The sequence below is a fragment of the Proteiniborus sp. genome (genome assembly GCF_040308045.1).
Lineage (GTDB): Bacteria > Bacillota > Clostridia > Tissierellales > Proteiniboraceae > Proteiniborus.
Window position 1 is genome coordinate 14855 of the sequence record NZ_JAWRHZ010000006.1, and the last position, 25266, is coordinate 40120.

Sequence of the window (25266 nt, forward strand, 5' to 3'; positions counted from 1 at the left end):
TGAGACTAACTTAAATCTAATAATTTAGACATAATATTTCTTATTTATAGGAGGAAGCAATGAATAGACTTTATTTAGTAAGACATGGTGAATCTGAGTGGAACATTTTAAATAAAGTTCAAGGGCAAAGTGATGTGAACCTTACAAAAAAAGGTATAGAACAAGCTAAAAAAATTGGAGAAAGATTAATTCATGAAAAAATCGATATGATTTTTTCGAGTGATTTAAAGCGTGCCTTTGACACTGCTAAAATAATAGGAAAGCTGCTTAATTTAGAAGTAAAAAGTTTAGAGGAATTAAGAGAAATAAGATTTGGAATATGGGAAGGACTTACGACAAAAGAAATAAAAGATAAATATCTGAATGAGCATATTGTTTGGATGACAGAACCTCATAAATTAATTCTACCTGAGGCTGAAAGATTAATAGATTTACAAGAAAGACTTTTGGGGGTAGTAAAGAGTTATATCAAGAAAAATGAGAATAAAAATATTTTGATTGTCTCACATGGAACCTCTATTAAAGCTCTTATATTAGGGATATTAGGTATTGACCTTTCATTTTATAATAAGCTTTCTATAGGTAATACAGGATTAAGTATTTTAGAATATAGAGACTATTCACCTGTTCTAAGGGTTTTAAATGATACAAGTCATCTTAAGGAGGTTTAAATGTTGAAAAATCGTATAGCAGTAATAGGTGGAGGACCTGCTGGAATGATTGCGGCTGCTACAGCTGGAGCCTTAGGGAAAAACGTATTTATTTTTGAAAAAAACAATAAGTTAGGCAAAAAATTATTTTTGACAGGAAAAGGGAGATGCAATATTACCAATGCAGGTGAAGTCGAAGATTTAATTGAAAATGTTGTGTCTAACAAATCATTTTTATATAGCGCATTTTATTCTTTTACAAATAATGATATAATCGAACTATTGTCAAAATTTGGAGTTGATACAAAAATAGAACGTGGGAATAGGGTGTTTCCAGTTAGCAACAAGTCAAGTGATGTAATAAAAGCTTTAGAAAAATACTTAAGCCATGAAAAAGTTGAAATAGTATTAAACAAAGAAGTAAAATACATAGAAAAAAGAGATAATGATAATTTTAGAATTGAGTTTTCTGATTCTGAAGAACAATATTTCGATAGAGTAATTATTGCTACTGGAGGCAAATCATATCAGCAAACAGGATCTACTGGAGATGGATATTATTTTGCCCAAAATTTTGGACATACAATTATTGATTTAAGGCCTGCCTTAGTGCCATGTGAAATTAGTGAAGAGTGGGTTAAAAAATTACAGGGCTTAGCATTAAAAAACGTGAAAATATCTGCATACGTGGGAAAAACAAAGATTTTCGAGGACTTTGGAGAATTACTATTTACTCATTATGGTATTTCTGGGCCTATTGTTTTAACTATGAGTAATTATATTAACAGATATATAGGGGAAAAAATAAATATTGTTGTTGACTTAAAACCTGCATTGTCTGATGAAAAATTAGAGGCAAGAATACTAAGAGATTTTGAAAAATATTCGAAAAAACAGTTTAAAAATTCACTAGATGATCTACTTCCCCGAAAATTAATTCCCGTAATAGTAGAACTTTCTAACATTGATGAAGACAAATTTGTAAATCAAATAACTCGTGAAGAACGAAAAAGAGTAATTAATTTATTTAAAAATTTAAGAATGAACTTTTCTGGATTTAGATCTATTAATGAAGCAATAGTAACTTCTGGAGGGGTATCAACACTGGAAATTGATTCTTCTACAATGGAATCTAAAATAGTTAAAGGATTGTTTTTTGCTGGAGAAGTCATTGATGTACATGCGGTAACAGGAGGATTCAACTTACAAATTGCCTATTCTACTGGTTACCTTGCAGGATTAAACTGCTAAATATAAATAGTAAGATTAGTAAAAATGTACTGTATAAGTACATTTTTTTTCTTTTTTTGCATAGTTTATTTTAATAAGATTAATTTTGGAGGTAAAAGAAATGAAAAGAATTTTTGATAAAATTGAATCTATAATTCTAGTGTTGAGTATAATTGGAGTTTTATTCTTTGTAATACAATTAGGTTTTATAGCTGATATAGAGATGCCAGTTTTTTATGATCATTATGAAATAGAAATAGATAATAATTATACGAAAAACGAAGAAGTGGGCTATATTATTATTAAAAAAAATAGCACAGATTTTAGTAAACTAAAAGTTAATATCAATGGAAGAGGAAAATATAAATTTGATGATAATAGTGAATTAACAATTAAAGTCTATGATGGAGATATGATAGAAGTAGATGGTACTATGTATGATGATGAAATCGAAATAAAGGTAGTGGGTATAAGCAAAAATATTAAAGAACCAAGGCTAAATCAAAAATTAGTAATTAAAGAAGGAATTAAATCTTTTCCAAAGGTTAAGATATATAAGAGATAAATCATCTGGTTTAATATTCATTTAATCAAAATGAAAAAGATAATAATATATATGCCATGGATAAATACTCTTGTGAAGTACAGGTTAATAATATATAATTAATAAGAAGATACTAGAAAAATCGAACAAACTAGCCACCTTGAAAGGTGGTTATGTTTATTAGGAGAGTGTAGTGTAGCCATGAAAAATTTAAAAATAGCCATAGATGGACCTGCAGGTTCAGGGAAAAGTACGATTTCAAAAAAAATTGCTAAGAAATTGAATATTGTCTACATAGATACAGGAGCAATGTATAGAGCATTGACTCTAAAAATCCTTAAGAATGAAATAGATATACAAAACAAATTAGAAGTAAGTAAAATTTTAGAAAAAACAAATATAGACTTCAGAAATAATCATATATATTTAGATGGTGAAGAAGTAAATGAAGAAATAAGAAAAAATCAAATAAGTACTAGTGTTTCTGATGTGGCAAAGATTAAAGAAGTTAGACAAAAACTTGTTGAAATTCAAAAGAATATAGCTAGCAATAAGAGTGTTATAATGGATGGAAGAGATATTGGAAGCTTTGTTCTTCCTAATGCTGATTATAAATTTTACGTTACAGCCTCTATAGAAGAAAGAGGTAGGAGAAGATACAAAGAATTGCTGGAAAGAGGATATAATGTTGATTTAGAACATATAATTGAAGAACTAAAAACTAGAGATGAAATAGATAGTACTAGGGAGTTTGCACCATTAATTAAGTGTATAGATGCATTTGAAATTGATACCACTAAAAAAACTATTGATGAAGTAACTTCAGAAATACTTGATATAATTAACAAGGGGGTAAATAATGACTCTTTATAGTTTTCTTCGAACTATATTATTTGTTGTTTTTCGACTTGTTTTTAGAATTAATGTTACAGGGATTGAAAATGTGCCAACTGAAGGTAAAATAATAATATGCTCTAATCATGTCAGCATGTTAGATCCCATTACTGTTGCAATTTCAGTTCCTAGAAGGATATATTTCATGGCAAAAAAAGAATTGTTTAAGAATAAAATTTTTGGTAAACTCTTAGATAAGTTAGGAGCTTTTCCGGTAGATAGAGAAGGAGCAGACTTATCTGCAATAAGAAATTCCTTAAAGATACTAAAAAGTGAAGAGGCTTTAGGGATATTTCCAGAGGGTACTAGGAGTAAAAAAGAGGAGATTGACAATGCTAAACCTGGTATAGCAATGATTAGTATTAAAGGAAAAGCGCCAATTGTACCTATATATATAGATACCAAGTACAAGCTGTTTAAGAAAATAAACATTATAATTGGTGAGCAAATAATCTCTGAAGAATACTATAATCAGAAATTTAATATGGAAGATTATAAGGAATTTAGTAAACAAGTTATGACTAAAATTTATAGCCTTAAAAACTCTTAAAATAAACAGGAGGAAGGAATTTGAAAATAATAATTGCAGAAAATTCGGGGTTTTGTTTTGGAGTGAATAAAGCTCTTGAATTAACAAAAAAAGTTCTTAGTGAAGGTTGTAAAAAAACATATTCATTAGGACCGCTTATTCACAATAGTCAAGTGATAAAAAAGCTTAAACAAGAAGGCCTAGAAATAATTGAAGACATTGAAGACATTGATAACGGTAAAGTAATTATCAGGTCCCATGGTGTTCCTTTACATGTATATGATACTGCTAAGGAAAGAAATATTGAACTTGTGGATTGTACATGCCCATTTGTTAGGAAAATACAAAGCAAAGTAAAAGAATTTTATGATCTCGGTTATCAAATAATTATTATTGGTGATCCTAAACATCCTGAGGTTATTGGTATTAATGGATGGTGTGGTAATAGTGCTATTATTGTAAATAATGAAGAAGATGTTGCAGTTATGTTAAATTATGATAAAATATGTATTGTAGCACAAACTACTTTTTTTGAAGGTAAATTTAAAAAACTAGTAGAACTGATTTCATTGAAAGGAAATGAAGTAGAAGTTTTCGACACTATTTGTAATGCAACTCAGCTAAGACAAAAATCATGTGAAGAAATAGCTAAAATATCAGAAGCAATGGTGGTTATAGGTGGATACCACAGCTCTAACACTCAGAAACTTGTTGATATTAGCAAGGAATTTTGCAATAATACTTATCATATTGAAATAGCAGATCAGTTGCCTATTAATGAACTAAAAGGATTTAAATCTATTGGACTAACAGCTGGAGCATCTACTCCTAGCTGGATTATTAAGGAGGTTTACGATAAAATGAGCAATTTGGAAAATATGGATGAACTAATGAAGGCCATTGAAGATACGATGGTTAAGGTTCATAGAGGGGATACTGTAAAAGGAAAGGTAATATCAATAAAAGATGATGAAATAATGGTGAACATTGGCTACAAGTCAGATGGTATTATCAAGAAAGAAGAATTGTCAAATGATCCAGAAGTAATTCCCTCTGAACTCTTATCTGTGGGGGATGAAATAGAAGTATATATATTAAAACTAGATGATGGTGATGGGAATGTAATCCTTTCAAAGAAAAGAGTAGATACAGTTAAGAGCTGGGATGAGTTAGAAGAGTTGTTTAATAATCAATCAAAAGTAAGTGCTAAAGTTATTGAAATTGTAAATGGTGGAGCTATTGCTCTAGTTAAGGGATTAAGAGGATTTATACCTATTTCTCAAATAGCAAATAGGTTTGTAAGTGATCTACAAGTTTTTATTGGTAAAACATTTGATGTGAGAGTAATTGATTTTGATAGAAATAAGAAAAGAATAGTACTTTCAAGAAAAAGTATTGAAGTAGAGGAGCTTGAAAATAAGAAAAATAATCTATGGAAAAGCATAGAGAAGGATCAAGTAATTGAGGGACAAGTAAAAAGAATTACTGACTTTGGTGCTTTTGTGGATATTGGAGGAGTAGATGGTCTTGTTCATATCTCTGATCTTTCATGGTCTCATGTAAAGCACCCATCAGAAATAGTTAAAGAAGGAGATATAATTAAGGTAATAGTACTAGATGCTGATAAACAGAAAAATAGAATCTCATTAGGGTTAAAACAAACTTATCCACACCCATGGGAGAATATTGAAGAAAAATATAGTGTTGGAGATGTAGTTGAAGGAAAAGTTATTAGGTTAGTTGACTTTGGTGCATTTGTAATGCTTGAAGAAGGAATCGAGGGATTAGTTCATATTTCGCAAATTTCTGATAAACACATAGCAAAACCATCTGAAGAATTAAGAGTTGGAGAAAAAGTAAAAGTTAAAATATTAGATATTAATAAAGAAGAGAAAAAAATAGGGTTAAGTATTAGAGAAGCTTCAGCGAATGAATCAAATGAGAAGATAGAATATAATTCAGAAGAAAAAATCACAATAGGCGATATTATTAAAGAAAATAAATAGAGTGAGGTTATTTACCTCATTCTTTTTTATTATATAGAATATTTTTAGGGATTATGTAAAAAATATTAATGACCTCACAAAATACATCAAGACCCCCTTTATATAGTTTCCTGTGGCATATTGCCACAGGGTTTTTTTATTGATAGAATATATATTATACATTAGGTTCTAAAGAAAAGGGGACATAAAGATGGATAAGTATGAATGGTTCAAGAAACAAGTATATTATCTAATAGGGATAGACTTATCAAGCTATAAAGAAAAACAGATGAAGAGAAGGATTCAATCTTTATTAAGCAGAAATAAATATAAAGATTTTGGTGATTATTTAGAAGGATTAAAAAAGAACTCTGTATTACTTGATGAATTTATAAACTATTTAACTATTAATGTATCTGAATTTTTTAGAAATCCTATGCAGTGGGAAGTCCTAGAAAAAGAGATATTACCAGAATTAATTAAAAATAACAAAAAACTGAACATATGGAGTAGTGCTTGTTCTACAGGAGAAGAGCCATATACTCTTGTTATGCTTTTATCTAGATATTTTAACTTGAAGGATATAAGAATTCTTGCAACTGATATTGATTTAGGCGCTATAGAAAAAGCTAAAGCTGGTATTTATAACGAAAAAAGCCTTCAGAATGTGCCAAATGATTTAAGAATCAAATACTTTGAAAAAGTAGGTAACAGTTATAAGATCCATCGATCTATTAAAGATTGCGTTCAGTTTAAACGCATTGATTTGCTTCAAGATAAATATCCAAACAATTGCGATCTTATTTTATGTAGGAATGTACTAATATACTTTACTGAAGATGCTAAGGTGAAAATCTACAATAATTTCCATGATTCTTTAAGCAATTATGGAGTATTATTTGTAGGGAGTACAGAGCAGATAATAATGCCTGAAAAATATAATTTAAAATCAGCAAGAACTTTTTTTTATAAAAGAAGCATTTAAATCTTTGATTATCATAGTATTATAATGATTTTTGTAAACAGAATTGATTTCGATATTTGAGAAAAAGGAGGAGAAAACATTTGGAAGCAAAAGAGTTATTGAAGTTTTTATGCGAAAAGTCAGGTGTCTCTGGACACGAGCAAGAAGTATCTAATTTAATAGTTAAAGCCTTTAAAGATTTCACAAATGAAATAAGTACTGATAATTTAGGAAATGTTGTTGCCTTAAAAAGAGGTGCGAAGAATTCGAATAATATCAAAATAATGATGGCAGCTCATATGGATGAGATAGGTCTAATGGTTTCTGACATTGATGACAATGGCTTTGTAAAGTTTACAACAATTGGTGGTATTGACCCTAGAACCTTGTTGGCACAAGAAGTTATTGTACATGGGAAGAAAGATTTATTTGGTGTTATTGGAGCGAAACCTCCTCATTTACAGGATGAAACTGAAAGGGAAACAGCAGTTAAAATTGAAGATTTGGCAATTGATGTTGGCTTTTCTAAAGAGCAATTAGAAGATTTGATTGAAATAGGTAATACTATAACTATTAAAAGAGACTTTATAGAATTACAAGGTAACTGGGTAAGTGGGAAGGCATTAGATGACAGAGCAGGCGTAGTGACTATGTATGAATGCGCTAAGGAGCTGAATTATTTTAGACATGAAGCTGATGTCTACTTCGTATCAACTGTACAAGAAGAAGTAGGGGTAAGGGGAGCTACCACTAGTACATATAGTATCAACCCTGATATAGGAATTGCTATTGATGTAGGATTTGGTTCTACGCCAGAAATACCAAAAGAATATACATTAGATATAGGGAAAGGGCCTGGCATTACTATTGGAGGCAACATTCATCCAAAGCTTAGAGAAAAACTAACAGAAATAGCAAAAACAAATAATATTCCTCACCAGTTTGAAATAGATCCTGGGCCTACTGGCACAGATGCTCGTGCAATGCAGATTACAAGATGTGGAGTCCCAACTTTATTAATATCTCTCCCTCTCAGATACATGCATACCTCAATAGAAACTATAAATATTGAAGATATTAAGATCTCAGCTAAATTATTAGCTAGATTTATATCTATAATTTCTCAGGAGAATTTGGAGGGATTGCTATGTTATTAAAAAAGCTAACAGAAGCCTGTGGTGTTTCAGGAAATGAAAAGGAAGTAAGAGATATAATTATTAATGAAATAAAGAACTATGTAGATGACATTCAAGTAGATAGGATAGGAAATATCATTGTATATAAAAAAGGAGAAATTGATACTCCTAGGATCATGATAGCAGCACATATGGATGAAGTAGGACTTATGATTACTAAGATTGAAGACAGCGGGCTTCTAAGATTTACAAATGTAGGAGGTATCGACCAAAGAGTTTTAGTTTCAAAACCAGTATTAGTAGGTAATAAAAAGTTAAAAGGAGTAATTGGAGCTAAGCCGTTTCATTTACAAAAAAGAACTGAATGGAAAAAAGCCTTGGATTATAAAGAGTTATACATTGATATTGGCGTAAATAATAAAGATGAAGCTGAAAAGCTTGTAAAGGTTGGAGATTATGTTTCTTTTTTAAGTAATTATGTTGAGTTTGGAAATGATTTAATAAAATCAAAAGCTTTAGATGATAGAGTGGGATGCAAAATATTGATTGATTTACTTAAGACCAGTAGGAAGCTATCTATATATGGGGTATTCACTGTAATGGAAGAAATAGGGTTAGTAGGAGCTGGTCCTGCAGCATATAGAATTGAACCAGATATAGGAATCATTTTAGAAGGAACAACTTGTTCTGATGTACCAGAAATAGAAGGCCATTTGCAGGCTACAGAATTAGGAAAAGGCCCAGCTATCTCTGTGATGGATAGAACAACTGTATTTAATAAAGGATTAAGAAATTACATAATTAATATAGCAAAAGAAAATAACATTCCTTATCAACTAAGAAGAACTACTTTTGGTGGAAATGATTCTGGAAAAATTCATTTAACTAGACATGGGGCCATAACTGCTACTATTTCAGTTCCATGCAGGTATATTCATTCACCTATTAGTGTTATGAGCAAAAATGATTTTTATAATGCAAAAATACTATTAAATCTATTTATAGAAAAACTTGAAAAGGGAGGGCTTTGTAATGAATTTTAATGGAGAATTATTAAAAAGGTTAGTTAATATTTTTTCTCCTTCTGGCGACGAAAATTTAGTTGCGGAATTTATAAAAAGTGAAATAAAGAGCTATGTAGATGAAATAGAAGTTGATAGGCTAGGAAATCTAATTGCAAGAAAAAAAGGAAATGGTAAAAAAATAATGGTTGCTGCACACATGGATCAAATTGGATTACTTATAACAGACATTGATGAAAAGGGTTTTTTGAGATTTACAAATATAGGTGGTGTTTCGCCTTTTGTTTCTTTAGGTCAACGTGTTGTATTCAGAGATGGAATAACCGGTGTAATTCACATGGAACATATGGAGGATATTAGTAAGCTTAAGCTAGATAATATGTACATCGATATAGGAGCTAACTCAAGAGAAGAAGCTGAAAAAAAAGTTAATATAGGTGACTCGTGTGTATATTCTTCACAATACTATGAAGACGAAAACAGAGTTATATCAGGCTGTTTAGACGATAGAATAGGTTGTTATATATTAATTGAAACCATGAAAGGGTTGAAGGAATCAAAAAATGATATTTACTTTGTTTTCACAGCCCAAGAAGAAGTAGGCATAAGGGGAGCAAAAACTTCTGCTTATAGTATTGATCCCGACTTCGGTATTGCAATAGATATAACAGGTTCAGGAGATACACCTAAGGCAAAAAGGTTTGCAATAGGATTAAATAAAGGAGCAGCTATAAAGGTAAAAGATCAGAGCATAATTGTAAGTCCATCTGTAAAGGATTTTATGACCAGTACAGCAAGAGAAAATAATATTCCTTATCAGTTGGAAATATTAGAACATGGAGGAACAGATTCAGGTGCTATACATCTTTCAAGAGCAGGTGTTCCAACTGGAGTTATTTCTGTTCCTACAAGGTATACTCATAGTCCATGTGAATCAATTTCTAAAAGCGATGTTAATAATTGCATAAACTTATTATCGAGACTTTTAATTAAAGAATTAAAATTTTAAGAGGGTGAAAATTCACCCCTTTTTTTTATATAAAGATATTGCTGAAAATTGTATTCTTATTATTTATTTTACTAGTTAATAGTATATTATGTTTTAATTTATCGGAATATTTTGGTCGATAGTGATATAAATGTAAAGGAAATATCAAATGTATGAAGAATTCATTTATTATGTATGATCTTCTGGGAGGTGAGTTTTATGTATGATGCAGAAAAAGAATATACAATTTCTGAAGTATCAGAATTAACAGGTTATCCAGCTCATGTTATTAGGTATTATGAGAAAGAGTTTGAGCTAGATATACCTAGAAATAATGCAAATCATAGGTATTATACTTATAAAGAATTAGAGATTTATAACTACATAAAAGCTTTACAAGAAAAAGGATTTACTAATAAGCAAATTAAACTTATAATGAGTTCGCCAGAAATATTAGTCTCAAATGGCGAGACTGCTGTAACTACATTATTTAATAAAGAAACCGAAATTGTTCCAAATACTACAGAGATTTGCAGATTACTAAAAGAATTAATTTCTGAAGAATTGAGACCTATATTAATTGAAAAAGCAGATATTAGCTTAAGAATAGTAACCGAACTTAAGGATGAAGTAACACGGTTAAGAAATGAAATTAGCAATAATGAAAGAGATGTTCTCATTTGTGAAAACATTAAGCTTAAAATGAAAATAAAAGAAAAGTCGTATGAGGTAGTAGAATTAAAAGATAAGTTAAAGAAAGAGCAAGAAGCAAATAAAGGAATATTCACTAAATTTTTTGGTAGAAAATAAAAATTAAACCTAACTGTAATGTTAGGTTTAATTTTTTAACCCATAATAATTTGAAAAATAATCCGACTATGATATGATTATAATGTATGGAAACAATATCATTATATTATAGCAATTGTTCATTAAATGGAGGATTATAAAGTGAAAACAGTTGAAGAAATCAAACTTGACAAGAATAAAAGTCAATATCTATACTTACAATTATATGAAGAGGTAAAAAAATTAATTGAATCCAATATTATTGAACCTCATGTAAAATTACCAACTATAAGATACTTGGCGAGTAAGCTTGGAGTGAATAATGTAACTGTTGTAAATGCCTATAACCTTTTAGAAGCAGAGGGGTATATATATAAAAAAATGGGAAGTGGCTCATATGTTCAGGATATTCGTAGCAAGGAAGTTGAAAGATTAATTTTAGATGAAGAAACAAATATGAATTTTGCAAATTTAGATATAGATATTGATATAAATAATAAAGAAAAAATAGTTAACTTTGCAAGTACTGCACCTATGCCTGATCTATTCCCAGTAGATGATTTTAAATTAGTTTTAAACCAAGTATTAGATAGAGATAAAGGTAGAGCTTTTACTTATCAAGAAAGTCAGGGATATTTTAATCTAAGAAATGCAATAAGCAATTATTTATCTGACTTTAATATTAAGACTAATGAAGGTAATATTCACATCATTTCAGGAGCACAACAAGGCATAGATATTCTATCGAAGGCTCTAATTAATTATGGGGACATTGTTTTTACTGAAAATCCTACTTATACTGGAGCTATAGCAGTGTTTAAATCAAGGTCTGCAAGAATAGTTGAGATACCTATAAATAAGGACGGAATCGATTTAATTGATTTAGAATATAAGTTAAAAAGCTTCAAACCAAAATTTATCTATGTAATGCCAAACTTTCAGAATCCAACAGGTTATTCTTATAGTGTTGCAAAAAAGAAAAAGCTAATTGAATTGGCTACAAAATATAATTTTTATATTATTGAAGATGACTATTTAAGCGACTTAGATTTCTTCACCCAATCAAAGAACACATTGAAATCCCTAGATACCTCTGACAAAGTTGTATATATAAAAAGCTTTTCGAAGATATTTATGCCAGGATTAAGACTTGCATTTATGATAATACCAAAGAGTATATATAATGAGGTGCTGTCTGCTAAACATATATCTGATATATCTACCTCAGGCCTTATACAAAGAGCCTTCCATTTATACTTAGAGAAGGGTATATGGCAAAAACACATTAGAAATGTCAACACTATTTATACTGAAAGATATAAAACAATCGTAAAAAGTGTACGGAAACATATGCCTAAGGAAGTAAAATATATTTTACCTCAAGGAGGACTTAGTTTTTGGTTTTCATTGCCTAGTGGCTACTCTGCAAACGAATTATATAGACTTTGTTTAAAAAATGATATTTCAATAGCACCAGGCTCTCTATTTGATATTTGGCAACGTGACACACATTTTTTTAGATTAAGTATAGCATCTATACATAATGATGAAATAGATTATGGAATAGCTAAGTTAGCACATATAATTAATTATTTTTTGAAAAATTTTCAAAAAGATCGTATTTCTATTGATTTATACAACAACCTATTTTAGGATTTGTATGTATAGTTTTTCATTAAATAACATAAACAAATTGATATAATTATTCTCTTTTCTTCAAAAAATACTTATAGAAAGGAGAATAATTATGTTCCCTAATATTGAAACAATACCTTTATTGCCAAAAGAGATAGAAGTTTTTAAAAACTATATGATTGAACAAGAAGATCCTATAAGAAGGAAAGTATTTAGTTATAGCTTAGTTTCATTTGTTGTTAAGAACATAGTACCTTTTCCAGTTAATATAGAATACTATTATGAAATAAAACCTAAAGATAATAATGTGGAAGAATTTATGGAATTTCTAGTCCTAAGTTATATAAGACGAAAGTTATATCTTATTAGTTACAATCTAAAAGATATTTTTATCAAGAGTGAAGACATGTTCTATAGTAGCAATTTTATAATGACTTTTTTTGACTTTGAAACTCCAATTAGAGATAATGACCAAACTGAAACTGAAATTGTATGGATATACCCTAAAAAAAGTATCAGAAATTTCATTTCCAATAACTTTTTTAATAAAAACCATAATAATTATTTTTATGATGAAATGGTTTTAATTAAGCTTATTATGATAATGGCTGGTTTTTCAAGATATGAGTTAAATAACTTGGATAATTGTACTAATGAAGAAATAAAGCAAATTAATTATCCAACGCTTATTTTAGCAAACATTGGACTATATGAAAAAAATCTAATAAAAATTAGAGATGATATTAATGGAATTAGTGTTTTTTTAGATTTAAAAGCTAAAGGAGAAAAAGAACAGTTATTTTCAAAAGACAAGGAGTCTTTGAAAGAGACTATATTAAAGGTTATTAATAAGACAGAAGATGTATCATATACTATTAAGGATTTTTTATAAGAGGAAGGCTTGCTCTTCCTCTTTATTTAATAAAATTTTCTCTATAAAATATAGCTTGAGCTATATAGCTGTATAATTACTTTGTTTTTATTATCATGTCTGTTATAATGATAGAGTAATTTGTAATAGTTTTGTAGAATTGCTGGAAGTATAAGGAGGATTATAATGGTAGATAACAACAAAAAATATATAATTCTTACATGGGGTTGTCAAATGAATGAGCACGACTCGGAGAAAATGTCAGGAATTTTAGAATCTTTAGGATATATAAATACAGATATAAAGGAAGAAGCAGATTTAATAATTTTCAATACATGTTTAGTTAGAGAAAATGCAGAATTTAAAGTTTATGGTAATCTCGGTGAATTAAAATCTTTAAAGAAAGAGAGACCAGAACTAATAATAGCCATATGTGGATGTATGATGCAAAGAAAAGAAATAAGAGACATAATTAAAGATAAATATAAGTTTGTTGATATAATATTTGGTACTCATAATATACACAAGCTTCCTGAACTGCTAGCAAATTATAATCAGCATACACGAATGATAATAGATGTATGGGAAGATGGAGTAGAAATAATAGAAGGGATACCTGCAAAAAGAAAGTATAGTTTTAAAGCTTTTGTTAATATTATGTATGGTTGTAATAACTTTTGTAGTTATTGTATAGTACCATACACAAGGGGAAGAGAAAAAAGTAGAGCGCCTGAGGATATTGTTAACGAAATCAAAGGACTTGCCAAAGAAGGTTTTAAAGAAGTAACTCTTTTGGGACAGAATGTTAACTCGTATGGAAAATCATTAGATTCTAAACTATCTTTTGCAGAGCTACTTTACCTAATTAATGATATTGAAGGGATTGAAAGAATTAGATTTATGACATCTCATCCTAAAGATTTATCTGATGAACTTATTAATGCAATAAAAGACTGTAGTAAAGTCTGTGAACATATTCATTTACCTTTTCAAGCGGGTAGTGATAGAATATTAAAGCTTATGAATAGAAAATATACAAAAGAGCAATATCTAAATCTAGTAAAAAATATTAAGGCAAAGATACCTAATATTTCGCTGACTACTGATATAATAATTGGATTCCCTGGAGAGACTGAAGAAGATTTTTTAGAAACTATTGATGTTATCAAAAAAGCAGAATTTGACTCAGCCTTCACTTTTCTTTACTCTATTAGAAAAGGTACACCTGCTGCAAATATGAAGGAACAAATTCCAGATGAGATAAAGCATAAAAGACTAAAGGTGCTTCTAGATGTCTTAAATCCTATTAGTCATGATAATAACTTAAAGCTTATGAATACTTACCAGGAAATTTTAGTTGAAGAAACTAGTAAAACTGATTCAACAGTACTAAGTGGTAGAACTAGAACAAATAAATTAGTACACTTTAAGGGGAATACAGACTTGATTGGGAAAATAGTTACTGTTAAGATTACTAACACAAAAACATGGACACTAGAGGGAAATATCATAGATGAAAAATAATAATTCAAATCCTATAGTATTTGAAAGAAAATTGGGCTATTCAATTATTGAATCAACAGAGTATAGAACTTTAAAATAGACAGAAGAAAATATGCTAAACGATACAGTTTGTATTAAATAGACTAATGTACATTAGTCTATTTTTTGTAACACGAATGAAAGTATAGGACACTGTTTTCTATATATGGTATAATAATTAATAACAGGGATTTTGGAGGGAAATAATTTGAGTTTGACGCCAATGATGAAACAATATTTGGAAGTAAAAGAAAAACATAAGGATTCAATTCTTTTTTTTAGATTAGGCGATTTTTATGAAATGTTTTTTGATGATGCTATTATTGCTTCGAAAGAATTAGAAATTGCATTAACCGGAAGAGATTGTGGGCAAAAAGAAAAGGCACCTATGTGTGGAGTTCCTTTCCATTCTGCAGATTCATATATAGCTAAACTAATAGAAAAAGGTTATAAGGTTTCTATTTGTGAACAAGTGGAAGATCCTGCAAAGGCAGTAGGACTTGTGAAAAGAGATGTAGTTAGGGTAATAACTCCTGGTACAATTATAGATACTAATGTACTAGATGAAAAGAAAAACAATTATCTATGTTGCATATTTTTAGATGAAATAGGCTTTGGATTAGCGTATACTGATATTTCTACTGGTGATTTTTTTACAACAGAAAAAAGAATTGAAAATGATAATATTATTGATTCTCTTTTTGATGAGTTAGGCAAAATTATGCCAACTGAAATAATATGTAATAGTTTTCTTTACCAAAACAATATTTTAACATCTAAGATTAAACAAAGATTTGAATGTATGATAAATGCATATCATGAATGGAGTTTTGAGCTAGATTTCGCTAAGGAGTCAATAAAAAGACAATTTTCAGTCATAAATCTTGATGGACTTGGCTTAAATAATAAAGAATATTCTACCATTGCTTCAGGTACTTTAATTGAATATTTAAGAGAGACTCAAAAAATTTCTTTTCAACACATTAATAAAATTTCTCAATATTCAACTAGCAATTTTATGATTCTAGATTTAAATACTAGAAGAAACCTCGAGCTTACAGAAACTATTAGAGGTAAAACTAAAAAAGGTTCATTGCTATGGGTACTTGATAAAACATCTACTGCTATGGGAGGTAGACTTCTTAAGAAATGGATCGAAGAACCTTTGATAGATAAAAAAGATATTGAAAGTAGACTAAATATAGTTGAATTTTTTATTGATAATTTAATGTTAATAAATGATATAAGGGAATTACTAAAGCAAGTTTATGATATAGAAAGACTTATGTCAAAAGTTGTGTTTGGAACCTGTAATGCAAGGGATTTAGTTGCTTTAAAAGAATCAATAAAAGCTTTTCCAAAAGTTAAAAAATTATTGATGTCTACAAACTGTAAAGGATTGCTTGAAATAAGCCATAAACTTGATGGACTTGAAGATATTTATGATATAATAAATGATTCTATTGTTGATGATCCACCTTTTTCAGTAAGAGAAGGTGGGATTATTAAAAAAGATTATAATATAGAGATTAAATCTCTTAAAGAGGCATCAATACAAGGGAAGGAATGGTTATCAAAGCTAGAAGAGCAAGAGAGAGCAAAAACTGGTATTAAAAACTTAAAAATTGGTTTTAATAAGGTTTTTGGGTATTATATTGAAGTTTCAAAAGGTAATATTAAGTTTGTTCCAGATTATTTTATAAGAAAACAGACCTTAGCAAATTCAGAAAGATATATAACTCCAGAGTTGAAAAATATGGAAGATAAGATTTTAGGTGCTGAGGATAAGATGGTAGCTTTAGAATACCAGGTATTTGTCAGCATTAGAGATAAGATTGCATCTGAAGTTAAAAGAGTACAAGAAACTAGTAGACTTATAGCAAAAATTGATGTACTAAATTCACTTGCGCTAACAGCTCTTAATAACAATTATATTAAGCCAAAAATAAACACAAAAGGTTTAATCAGTATTAGGGACGGTAAACATCCTGTTGTGGAAAAGGTACTTGAAGAAGGATTATTTGTTCCTAATGATACCCTATTGGATAATGATGAAAGCAGAGTTTTAGTTATAACTGGTCCTAATATGGCAGGAAAATCTACCTATATGAGACAAGTTGCACTTATTGTGCTTATGATGCAAATTGGAAGTTTTGTACCAGCTGAAGAAGCAGATATATGTATTGTAGATAGGATATTTACAAGAATAGGGGCTTCTGACGATTTATCTCAAGGTCAAAGTACTTTTATGGTAGAAATGAGTGAGGTTGCAAATATACTAAATAATGCAACGAAAAATAGTCTTTTAATACTTGATGAAATTGGTAGAGGTACAAGCACATATGATGGTTTAAGTATAGCTTGGTCAGTAATCGAATATATAAGTGATGTGAAAAAAATTGGAGCTAAGACTTTATTTGCTACACATTATCACGAACTTACAGAACTTGAAGATAAATTAGAGGGAGTAATTAATTATAAAATACTAGTTCAAGAAAAAGGTGAGGATATAATATTTTTAAGGAAAATTAAGAGAGGGGGAGCAGATAGAAGTTATGGAATTGAGGTTGCAAGGTTAGCTGGTGTAAGGGGAGATGTAATAAATAGAGCATATGAAATATTGCAAGAACTTGAAAGAAGAGATAAAAGCGAGTCAGAAATAGCAGCTTCAACAAATGAAAAAATCGAAAGACAAACAGCTATTGAGAACAATAACAGCATGCAGCTAGATTTGTTTAATATTAAGAAAAACAAAATAATTGAAAAAATTAAAAAGGTAAATATAGAAAATTTAACCCCATTAGATGCAATTAATATATTGTATAAACTTCGTGAAGAAGCAAAGGAAATATAGGTGATATAAATGAGTAACGAAATTAGGTTATTAGATCATAATACAATAAATAAAATTGCGGCTGGAGAAGTAATTGAACGACCAGCATCAGTAATTAAGGAGCTTATTGAAAACTCAATTGATGCAATGTCATCTTTCATAACTATTGAAATAGAGAGCGGAGGTAAAAAGTATATCAGGGTTACTGATAATGGAACAGGAATAAATCCAGATAATATTGAGCTAGCATTTCTAAGACATTCTACTAGCAAAATAACTAATGTTGAGGATCTTCAGTCTTTATCTACCTTGGGTTTTAGAGGTGAGGCGTTGGCAAGTATTGCTTCTGTATCACAATTAGAGCTTATTACTAGAACAAAAGAAACTATTAGTGGATTGCATTTATTTATTAATGGAGGTCAGATTGTTAAGAAAAATGAAGTTGGTTGTCCTATAGGTACTACAATAATACTAAAAAACCTATTTTATAATGTTCCAGTTAGACAAAAATTTTTAAAAAGTGATACAGTAGAATCTTCTTATATAAGTGATATTATATATAAATTAGCTTTGGGAAACCCTGGATTGAAGCTAAAGTATATTAAGGATAATAAGGTGATTTTAAATACTCCAGGTAAACATGATATTAGATCTACAGTTTATAGCCTCTTAGGCAAGGAATTTGTTAATTCTATGTTTGATATCATTTATTCTGGAGATGATATAAAGATACGTGGTTTAATCAGTAACACTTCTTTTACTAGGGGTAACAGGAATCATCAATATACTTATGTGAATGGTAGATATATAAAGAATGAATGTATTACAGAAATTATCGAATACCTATATAAATCATTAATACCAACCAACAGATTTCCTGTATATGTTATATATATTGATATAAAGCCGGGATTAATTGATGTCAATGTACATCCTACGAAAACGGAAATAAGATTTTCTGATAATGAAGCTATAAAGAAAGCACTTTCAATTGCTATTAGTTCTGCTTTTTCAAATAATAATTTAATTCCTGAGATTACTATTCCATCCGTAAAACATAAGGATATGATAACAACACAAAAACAGGAGTCTTTTTTGGATAATGCCTTCAACTCAGACTATGAAAATTTAATTACAAATGATAACTCCTCAAAAATTGATTTAGAATACGAGATTTCTTTTAAGAATAAAAATTCTGAGAATAACTTTGATGTAAATGATATAATAAGAATTCTAGATTATAGTGTTAATGAATCTGATAATATAAGCTATGAAAAAGAAACGGAAATAAAAAAGAACCCCATTCCAGATCTCCATATAATTGGCAACCTATTCGATACATATATTTTTGCTGAGGATAGAATGGAAAAGGAGTTATATATTATTGATCAACATGCTGCACATGAAAGAATAATGTATGAAAAAATAAAGTTTCAATTAGAATCAGACGAAGTCTATATGCAGCAGTTGATAGTTCCACAAATTGTTGATGTTTCTCATAGTGAAGCTCAATTAGTAAAAGAGAATATGAGTTTATTTAAGAATATAGGTTTTGATATAGAAGAGTTTGGCACCAATTCAATTGTCATTAGGAGTGTACCATTAGTTTTTGGTACTCCTGATGCTAAAATTCTATTTCTAGACATATTAGACAATTTGAAATATGATATTAAGAGTAGCTACGATATGAGACTCGACAAGGTTATGAAATTAGCATGTTCAAGTGCAATCAAAGCTGGATATAATATTAAAGATATTGAAATTGATACTTTATTAAATGATTTAAGAAAAGCGAAACAGCCATATACATGTCCACATGGACGACCTATAATAATAAAAATATCTAAATATGAAATTGAAAAAAGATTTAAGAGAGTATAAAGCAAGGGATGATTTTATGAATGACAACAGGCCATCAATTGTTATAATAGCTGGACCAACAGCTGTTGGGAAAACAAGCATTTCTATAAAGGTGGCAAAAAAAATTAATGGAGAAATAATATCTGCAGATTCTATGCAAATCTACAGACATATGGATATCGGAACTGCAAAGATTACCAAAGCAGAGATGGATGGTATTAAGCATTATCTAATAGATGAAGTAGATCCGGATGAAAATTTTACTGTTTCAGATTTTCAAGCTAAAGCTAATGAATATATTTTGCAAATATTGAATAAAAAAAAGATCCCCATTATTGTAGGTGGTACTGGATTATACATTAATTCATTAGTTTATGATCTTGATTTTACTAAAGCTATTTCAAATTGGGAATTAAGAAATAAATATTCTGAAATGGCACAAAAACATGGAAATCAATATATATTTAATGAACTTAAAGAGGTAGATATAGAATCAGCTAATAGAATTCATATCAATGATACCAAAAGGATTATTCGTGCCTTAGAAATATTTCATGAAACTGGAAAACCAATGTCGTATTTTTATAAAGATTTCAGAAAAGAAAATGATAAATATAATGTTGTATTTTTAGGAATTACAATGGATAGAGATAAGTTATATGAAAGAATTAATAGACGTGTTAATATTATGATAGAATCGGGGTTAATTGAAGAGATTAAAAAACTATTAGACATGGGTTATAATGAAGATTTAGTATCCATGCAAGGATTAGGATACAAAGAAATTATTCGATATATAAAAGGAAATCTTACATTGGCTCAAGCTATAGAAATACTTAAAAGAGATTCCAGAAGATTTGCTAAAAGACAATTAACTTGGTTTAGAAGAAATGAAAATATAAAATGGATAAAAATTGATAGTTTTTGTAATAGTGAGGAATTAATTGAATATATTGTTAAATATTTAGAAGAAAAGTTGTAGTAAAAATGTATAACATTAGTTTTATTTGTAAATTTTTCTTATAAAATAATTTTATGAGGGAGGGATGACTGTGAAAAACACTATGAATTTACAAGATATTTTCCTAAACAGAGTAAGAAAAGATAATAATCCTATTACTATTTTTCTGCTTAATGGTTATCAGTTAAAAGGTCAAGTAAAAGGATTCGATAATTATACAATAGTTTTGGAAAGTGATGGTAAGCAAAATCTAATATATAAACATGCAATATCAACTATTGTACCAAGTAAGATGATAAATTTTATGAATAGGGGAAATAATGACGACAGTTTTGAATAATAGATATTAAGAAGTACATAGATAAATGAAACCTTTTGAGTGAAAGATAACTTAAGAGGTTTTGTCATGTTAAATCTAATTGAAACTGCTAATTTCATATGTTAAAATACATAAGACAATAATTATAGAAGGTGATATTTTGGACAAGGATACAGTAAATATATTATGTAAACAATTTGGTATATGCAACGAGGTTATTGACTACGTGTCAAGTAAAGAAAAGATACTTAAAGATAAATATTTTAGCAATATCGAAATTACAAAAGAACATAATCAATACAAAATTATTCATGCAATGCAAAAAGCTAGATTAAACGCCACGCATTTTAATTGGACCACCGGTTATGGATATGATGATGTTGGGAGAGAAAAGGTAGAGGAAATCTATTCCTATGTATTTGGTACAGAGGATGCCTTAGTAAGACCGACAATAGTTTCAGGAACCCATGCAATTACATTAACATTGTCTGGAATATTGAGACCTGGAGATGAACTTCTTTCCATTACTGGAAGTCCCTATGATACATTACAAAAGGTTATTGGTGTTAAAGGGAACGAAAAGGGCACTTTTATAGAATATGGAATAAAGTACAAAGAAATATCTCTTGATTGTGATGGAAAGATTGATATTAATAAAGCACTAGCATCAATATCAGATAATACTAAGGTGATTTTGATTCAAAGATCTACAGGATATAGTGACAGAAAAGCTTTAACAGTGGATGAAATTAGAGTAGCTATAAAAAGTATTAAGTCATTCAATAAAAATCTAATTATTATGGTAGATAATTGCTATGGCGAATTTATTGAAACATTAGAACCAACAAATGTAGGTGCAGATATAGTGGCAGGTTCACTTATAAAAAATCCTGGAGGCGGTATGTCATTATCTGGTGGATATGTTGTCGGTAGAGAAGATTTAATAGAATTAGTTGCTAATAGAAGTACAGCACCAGGTATAGGAAAAGAATGTGGATTAACTTTTGGAACAACTAGAAATACTCTACAGGGTCTTTTTTTAGCTCCAATGATAGTAGGCGAGGCGCTAAAAGGTGCTTTGTTAACTGCATTAGTATATAAAGACCTTGGGTTTAGAATTGTACCAGATATAAATGATAAAAGAAGTGATATAATTCAAGGAATTGAATTTCAATCAAGAGAAAAAGCAATCAAGTTTTGTCAAGGAATACAAAGTGCTTCTCCAGTCGACTCTTATGTAACACCTGAACCCTGGGAAATGCCAGGATATGAGGATGAAGTGATAATGGCTGCAGGTGCTTTTGTACAAGGTTCTTCCATAGAACTAAGTGCAGATGGCCCTATGAGGGATCCTTACTTCTCATATTACCAAGGTGGTTTAACTTATAGCCACTGTAAACTGGGTGTTATGATGAGTTTAAATAACTTATATAAAAATAATTTAATAGAAAAAGAAAAGCTGGTTTTTTAGCCAGCTTTTCTTTTTTATCTTATTCTACGGTATACCCCAATCACTTTACCCAAAATTACAACATGTTTAGTAATAATAGGTTTCATAAATTGATTTTCAGGTTGTAAACGAATGAAATCTTTTTCTTTAAAAAATCTCTTAATAGTTGCTTCTTCATCTAGAAGAGCAACCACTATATCACCATTAATCGCGGTGTTTTGCTGTCTTATAAGTACAAGATCACCGTCAAGAATACCTGCATCAATCATACTTTCTCCTCTTACCTTTAACATAAAAACAGAATCGTTTTCGACAAAATCAATAGGTAGAGGAAAGGAGTCTTCGATATTTTCTACTGCTAATATTGGCTCACCAGCAGTAACTTTACCTACAATAGGAACATTTACAATTTCTCTTCTTGGAAATGGGATAATATTATCAGTTCTATCTAAAATTTCGATTGCCCTTGGTTTAGTAGGATCTTTTCTTATATAACCCTTTTTTTCTAATTTCTCAAGATGTCCATGAACAGTAGAAGTAGATCTTAAATCTACCGCTTTACAAATTTCCCTTACTGCAGGAGGATACCCTTTAGAACAGATCTCTTTTTTTATGAACTCAAGTATTTTTAATTGTATTGATGATAAATCCTCATACATGCTGGCACCCCTCAATAAAGTATTTGCTGTTATTATAACATATAAATAATCAAATGGCAAACATTCGTTCGACAAATTTCAAAAAACTATTGACAGGAACATATGTTCTTATTATAATAATGTTAACGAACAAATGTTCTATTGGAGGTTTGATTATGAGAAAAAAACAAGTAAGAGTAGCGAATAAAAAGAGATTTACTATTTTTTTATCAATTGTATTTGTTGTTACTGTACTTATCATTAACAATGTAGCAAAAATAAATTTAGCGTATAGCTCTGATCTTAGAAGTTTCTCTGAAATAACTATTGTATCTGGAGATACACTATGGGATATTGCTAAAAGAAATAATCCTTATAACCAAGATGTAAGAAAAGTTGTTCACGAAATAATGAAAATAAATAACATGAAAACTGCTGAGATTAAAGCCGGTAGAGTAATAAAGATTCCTACATATTAGATTTAATAAAAAATAGACCCATATAGACCTATGGGCCTATTTTTTATTATGCATCATATTTTGTTGAACATATAAGTTAAGTGCGTGATTTTTTAGATAATGGATTACTCTTTACAGCTTTTCTTAGCCTTTCATCATCAATATGAGTATATATTTGTGTCGTTGATACGTTTTCATGACCTAATATTTGTTGCAAGGCTCTAATATCTACATTTCCATACTTGTACATAAGAGTAGCAGCCGTATGCCTTAGTTTATGTGTTGAGTATGTTTCTGTATCTAATCCAGCTTCCTTAATATATTTTTTTACTAGATATTGAACAGTTTTATTACTTATTCTACTTTTTCTATTACTTAAAAATAAGGCATTTGGTGTTTTAACACCATCTGTAGGTCTTACTCTTAGATAGTCGCTAATTGCTTGTAGACAAGCTTCATTTAGGTAAATAGTGCGTTCTTTGTTACCTTTACCTACAACAGTTAATGTATCTCCTTTAATCTTATCAATATCTATACTAACTAGTTCTGATAATCTTAAACCACAATTCAAAAATAATGTTATTATAGCATAATCTCTTTCTTTAAAAGAACCATCGATAGAATCTAGTAAATTTTCTGCCTCTTCGAGAGTAAGATGTACTGGATGCCTAACACTAGTTTTTGGTGATTCTAAATCAAGAGCAGGGTTTTCGCTTATGATCTTAATTTTAGTAGTTAAATACTTAAAAAACGATCTAATACTAGCAACCTTACGAGCTTTAGCGTTATTTTTATTGTTGCGATCTTTATCAACAAAAGAAATAAATGCATATAGATCTTGTAAGGTAACTCTTCTAATAATCGTTTCATCAACATCTGATATATCAATTTCATCAAAAGGTATATTTTTATCTACTAACTTATATCTAAGTTTCAAGAATCTAAGTAAGGTACGTAAATCAAAAAAATATTCCCTTACAGTATTTTCTGATTTTCCTTTGATAGTTTCTATGTAATTTAAAAAATCTTCTAATATTACTGGTGTGTTATCCATTTTTTCACTCCTTATTATACAAAATATACATTTTGTATAATAATATTCTACATTTTTTTGAGAAATCCTTCTAAAAAATTAATATATTTTTATATAATACGCTTAAGCAAGTTTCAAGTTTATATTTTCAAATATAGTTTACATATAAAAGTTAAAAATTAGCGATTTATGTTTTATATTGCTGTAGTATTTTGCTTTTCAATTGAAAACATTAATATTTATTTAAAAAATCAATTTTTAAGCAAGTATATCAAATATTAGCGTTTAAAATCGATTTTAAGCAAATCTTAGCGCTTAGTCATATAAAACCATTAGAATATAAAAATACAGGCCTTATATCTTAAATATGAGTTTGTTTTATTTTGAATTTTAATATTTTATTAATATTAAAGTGTTTAGGTAATAAAATTGGCAAGTGATTTTTCTGAACTCTTTCCAATGAAAAATCTAATATTTATATTATAAATATAATATCGCGTTCTAAGTTAAATCATCAAACATTAACGATTGAAGTCAACTTTATGCATACAATTATTCTTTATCATATAAGACCACTAATTAGTTTACATAAAATAATTATGCAAACTAATACTTTTAGATAGAATATATTTTACTTTCAGATGATTTCATTCATTACTATCCTCAATTATAATGAAACTTTTTATAATTAAAAAACTACATATAAAATAAATGTAGTTTTTTAAAATTATATCTATCCCCCAGCCAACAAGTGAATAACCTGTACCTCATCTCCGTCATAAATTAAGGTACTTGCATATTCATGTTTAGGTATTAAATTACCATTTACTTTCACTATGATTTTAGGAAAGGTATATTTTTTAATATCTAAAATCTTTTGAACAGTTAAGTCCTTTGTCCATTCATGTTCATTACCATTAATTAAAATCATGTTA

At 29.0% G+C, this 25266-nt stretch carries 23 protein-coding genes; 20 read left to right on the forward strand and 3 right to left on the reverse strand.

What is annotated here, in order from left to right:
• Positions 1–59: 59 nt before the first annotated feature.
• The 19 genes from ABV008_RS00585 (at position 60) to ABV008_RS00675 (ending at position 22223) form a co-directional block, all read left to right on the forward strand.
• The gene (locus ABV008_RS00585; protein ID WP_352417875.1) at positions 60–671 is read left to right on the forward strand and encodes a histidine phosphatase family protein; all 612 of its coding nucleotides are present in this window, start codon (positions 60–62) and stop codon (positions 669–671) included.
• Entirely contained in the window at positions 672–1901 is a 1230-nt protein-coding gene (locus ABV008_RS00590; protein ID WP_502929726.1) for a BaiN/RdsA family NAD(P)/FAD-dependent oxidoreductase, read from the forward strand.
• Positions 1902–2001: 100 nt separating this feature from the next.
• On the forward strand, positions 2002–2445 hold the full coding sequence (locus ABV008_RS00595) for a hypothetical protein (protein WP_352417876.1): 444 nt from the start codon (positions 2002–2004) through the stop codon (positions 2443–2445).
• A gap of 180 nt (positions 2446–2625) precedes the next feature.
• Positions 2626–3297: a (d)CMP kinase gene (gene cmk / locus ABV008_RS00600; protein ID WP_352417877.1), complete on the forward strand. Its 672-nt coding sequence runs from the start codon at positions 2626–2628 to the stop codon at positions 3295–3297.
• A complete protein-coding gene (locus ABV008_RS00605; protein WP_352417878.1) occupies positions 3284–3868 on the forward strand; it encodes a lysophospholipid acyltransferase family protein in 585 nt (194 codons plus the stop codon). The genes cmk and ABV008_RS00605 overlap by 14 nt, the downstream gene beginning before the upstream one ends.
• A 20-nt stretch (positions 3869–3888) precedes the next feature.
• The gene (locus ABV008_RS00610) at positions 3889–5853 is read left to right on the forward strand and encodes a bifunctional 4-hydroxy-3-methylbut-2-enyl diphosphate reductase/30S ribosomal protein S1 (protein ID WP_352417879.1); all 1965 of its coding nucleotides are present in this window, start codon (positions 3889–3891) and stop codon (positions 5851–5853) included.
• 190 nt (positions 5854–6043) lie between these two features.
• A complete protein-coding gene (locus tag ABV008_RS00615) occupies positions 6044–6817 on the forward strand; it encodes a CheR family methyltransferase (protein WP_352417880.1) in 774 nt (257 codons plus the stop codon).
• An 80-nt stretch (positions 6818–6897) separates the two neighbouring features.
• On the forward strand, positions 6898–7953 hold the full coding sequence (locus ABV008_RS00620; protein WP_352417881.1) for a M42 family metallopeptidase: 1056 nt from the start codon (positions 6898–6900) through the stop codon (positions 7951–7953).
• Positions 7944–8975, forward strand: coding sequence for a M42 family metallopeptidase (locus ABV008_RS00625; protein WP_352417882.1), 1032 nt, complete (start codon positions 7944–7946; stop codon positions 8973–8975). The genes ABV008_RS00620 and ABV008_RS00625 overlap by 10 nt, the downstream gene beginning before the upstream one ends.
• Positions 8965–9963, forward strand: coding sequence for a M42 family metallopeptidase (locus ABV008_RS00630; protein WP_352417883.1), 999 nt, complete (start codon positions 8965–8967; stop codon positions 9961–9963). The genes ABV008_RS00625 and ABV008_RS00630 overlap by 11 nt, the downstream gene beginning before the upstream one ends.
• Positions 9964–10161: 198 nt before the next feature.
• Positions 10162–10752, forward strand: a complete 591-nt coding sequence (locus ABV008_RS00635) for a MerR family transcriptional regulator (RefSeq protein WP_352417884.1) — start codon at positions 10162–10164, stop codon at positions 10750–10752.
• 141 nt (positions 10753–10893) lie between these two features.
• On the forward strand, positions 10894–12384 hold the full coding sequence (gene pdxR, locus ABV008_RS00640) for a MocR-like pyridoxine biosynthesis transcription factor PdxR (protein ID WP_352417885.1): 1491 nt from the start codon (positions 10894–10896) through the stop codon (positions 12382–12384).
• A gap of 94 nt (positions 12385–12478) precedes the next feature.
• Positions 12479–13258, forward strand: coding sequence for a hypothetical protein (locus ABV008_RS00645; RefSeq protein WP_352417886.1), 780 nt, complete (start codon positions 12479–12481; stop codon positions 13256–13258).
• Between the two features lie 165 nt (positions 13259–13423).
• The gene (gene miaB / locus ABV008_RS00650; protein WP_352417887.1) at positions 13424–14761 is read left to right on the forward strand and encodes a tRNA (N6-isopentenyl adenosine(37)-C2)-methylthiotransferase MiaB; all 1338 of its coding nucleotides are present in this window, start codon (positions 13424–13426) and stop codon (positions 14759–14761) included.
• Between the two features lie 241 nt (positions 14762–15002).
• Complete coding sequence (mutS, locus tag ABV008_RS00655; RefSeq protein ID WP_352417904.1) at positions 15003–17633, forward strand: DNA mismatch repair protein MutS; 2631 nt, start codon at positions 15003–15005, stop codon at positions 17631–17633.
• 9 nt (positions 17634–17642) lie between these two features.
• The gene (gene mutL, locus ABV008_RS00660; RefSeq protein WP_352417888.1) at positions 17643–19493 is read left to right on the forward strand and encodes a DNA mismatch repair endonuclease MutL; all 1851 of its coding nucleotides are present in this window, start codon (positions 17643–17645) and stop codon (positions 19491–19493) included.
• A 16-nt stretch (positions 19494–19509) separates the two neighbouring features.
• Positions 19510–20454, forward strand: coding sequence for a tRNA (adenosine(37)-N6)-dimethylallyltransferase MiaA (miaA, locus tag ABV008_RS00665; RefSeq protein ID WP_352417905.1), 945 nt, complete (start codon positions 19510–19512; stop codon positions 20452–20454).
• A gap of 82 nt (positions 20455–20536) precedes the next feature.
• Positions 20537–20773, forward strand: a complete 237-nt coding sequence (gene hfq / locus ABV008_RS00670; RefSeq protein WP_502929727.1) for an RNA chaperone Hfq — start codon at positions 20537–20539, stop codon at positions 20771–20773.
• A 139-nt stretch (positions 20774–20912) separates the two neighbouring features.
• Entirely contained in the window at positions 20913–22223 is a 1311-nt protein-coding gene (locus ABV008_RS00675; protein ID WP_352417890.1) for a methionine gamma-lyase family protein, read from the forward strand.
• 14 nt (positions 22224–22237) lie between these two features.
• Here ABV008_RS00675 and lexA read toward each other — a convergent pair whose 3' ends face one another.
• Positions 22238–22861: a transcriptional repressor LexA gene (gene lexA / locus ABV008_RS00680; protein ID WP_352417891.1), complete on the reverse strand. Its 624-nt coding sequence runs from the start codon at positions 22859–22861 to the stop codon at positions 22238–22240.
• 155 nt (positions 22862–23016) lie between these two features.
• Between lexA and ABV008_RS00685 the strand changes: the two genes are divergently transcribed.
• A complete protein-coding gene (locus tag ABV008_RS00685; RefSeq protein ID WP_352417892.1) occupies positions 23017–23319 on the forward strand; it encodes a LysM peptidoglycan-binding domain-containing protein in 303 nt (100 codons plus the stop codon).
• A gap of 76 nt (positions 23320–23395) precedes the next feature.
• Here the strand turns inward: ABV008_RS00685 and ABV008_RS00690 are convergent, their stop codons facing one another.
• Positions 23396–24352, reverse strand: a complete 957-nt coding sequence (locus ABV008_RS00690; RefSeq protein WP_352417893.1) for a tyrosine recombinase XerC — start codon at positions 24350–24352, stop codon at positions 23396–23398.
• Between the two features lie 712 nt (positions 24353–25064).
• Positions 25065–25262, reverse strand: a complete 198-nt coding sequence (gene thiS, locus ABV008_RS00695; RefSeq protein ID WP_352417894.1) for a sulfur carrier protein ThiS — start codon at positions 25260–25262, stop codon at positions 25065–25067.
• Positions 25263–25266: the final 4 nt, after the last annotated feature.

What these genes read in the sequence shown, in the direction of transcription:
- mutL (WP_352417888.1), top strand. Translation starts at nt 17,643, where the DNA reads ATGAGTAACGAAATTAGGTTATTAGATCATAATACAATAAATAAAATT.
- ABV008_RS00595 (WP_352417876.1), top strand. Translation starts at nt 2,002, where the DNA reads ATGAAAAGAATTTTTGATAAAATTGAATCTATAATTCTAGTGTTGAGT.
- ABV008_RS00635 (WP_352417884.1), top strand. Translation starts at nt 10,162, where the DNA reads ATGTATGATGCAGAAAAAGAATATACAATTTCTGAAGTATCAGAATTA.
- miaA (WP_352417905.1), top strand. Translation starts at nt 19,510, where the DNA reads ATGAATGACAACAGGCCATCAATTGTTATAATAGCTGGACCAACAGCT.
- lexA (WP_352417891.1), bottom strand. Translation starts at nt 22,861, where the DNA reads ATGTATGAGGATTTATCATCAATACAATTAAAAATACTTGAGTTCATA.
- miaB (WP_352417887.1), top strand. Translation starts at nt 13,424, where the DNA reads ATGGTAGATAACAACAAAAAATATATAATTCTTACATGGGGTTGTCAA.
- mutS (WP_352417904.1), top strand. Translation starts at nt 15,003, where the DNA reads ATGATGAAACAATATTTGGAAGTAAAAGAAAAACATAAGGATTCAATT.
- ABV008_RS00625 (WP_352417882.1), top strand. Translation starts at nt 7,944, where the DNA reads ATGTTATTAAAAAAGCTAACAGAAGCCTGTGGTGTTTCAGGAAATGAA.
- ABV008_RS00605 (WP_352417878.1), top strand. Translation starts at nt 3,284, where the DNA reads ATGACTCTTTATAGTTTTCTTCGAACTATATTATTTGTTGTTTTTCGA.
- ABV008_RS00585 (WP_352417875.1), top strand. Translation starts at nt 60, where the DNA reads ATGAATAGACTTTATTTAGTAAGACATGGTGAATCTGAGTGGAACATT.
- cmk (WP_352417877.1), top strand. Translation starts at nt 2,626, where the DNA reads ATGAAAAATTTAAAAATAGCCATAGATGGACCTGCAGGTTCAGGGAAA.
- thiS (WP_352417894.1), bottom strand. Translation starts at nt 25,262, where the DNA reads ATGATTTTAATTAATGGTAATGAACATGAATGGACAAAGGACTTAACT.
- ABV008_RS00645 (WP_352417886.1), top strand. Translation starts at nt 12,479, where the DNA reads ATGTTCCCTAATATTGAAACAATACCTTTATTGCCAAAAGAGATAGAA.
- hfq (WP_502929727.1), top strand. Translation starts at nt 20,537, where the DNA reads ATGAATTTACAAGATATTTTCCTAAACAGAGTAAGAAAAGATAATAAT.
- ABV008_RS00590 (WP_502929726.1), top strand. Translation starts at nt 672, where the DNA reads ATGTTGAAAAATCGTATAGCAGTAATAGGTGGAGGACCTGCTGGAATG.
- ABV008_RS00690 (WP_352417893.1), bottom strand. Translation starts at nt 24,352, where the DNA reads ATGGATAACACACCAGTAATATTAGAAGATTTTTTAAATTACATAGAA.
- ABV008_RS00685 (WP_352417892.1), top strand. Translation starts at nt 23,017, where the DNA reads ATGAGAAAAAAACAAGTAAGAGTAGCGAATAAAAAGAGATTTACTATT.
- ABV008_RS00630 (WP_352417883.1), top strand. Translation starts at nt 8,965, where the DNA reads ATGAATTTTAATGGAGAATTATTAAAAAGGTTAGTTAATATTTTTTCT.
- ABV008_RS00615 (WP_352417880.1), top strand. Translation starts at nt 6,044, where the DNA reads ATGGATAAGTATGAATGGTTCAAGAAACAAGTATATTATCTAATAGGG.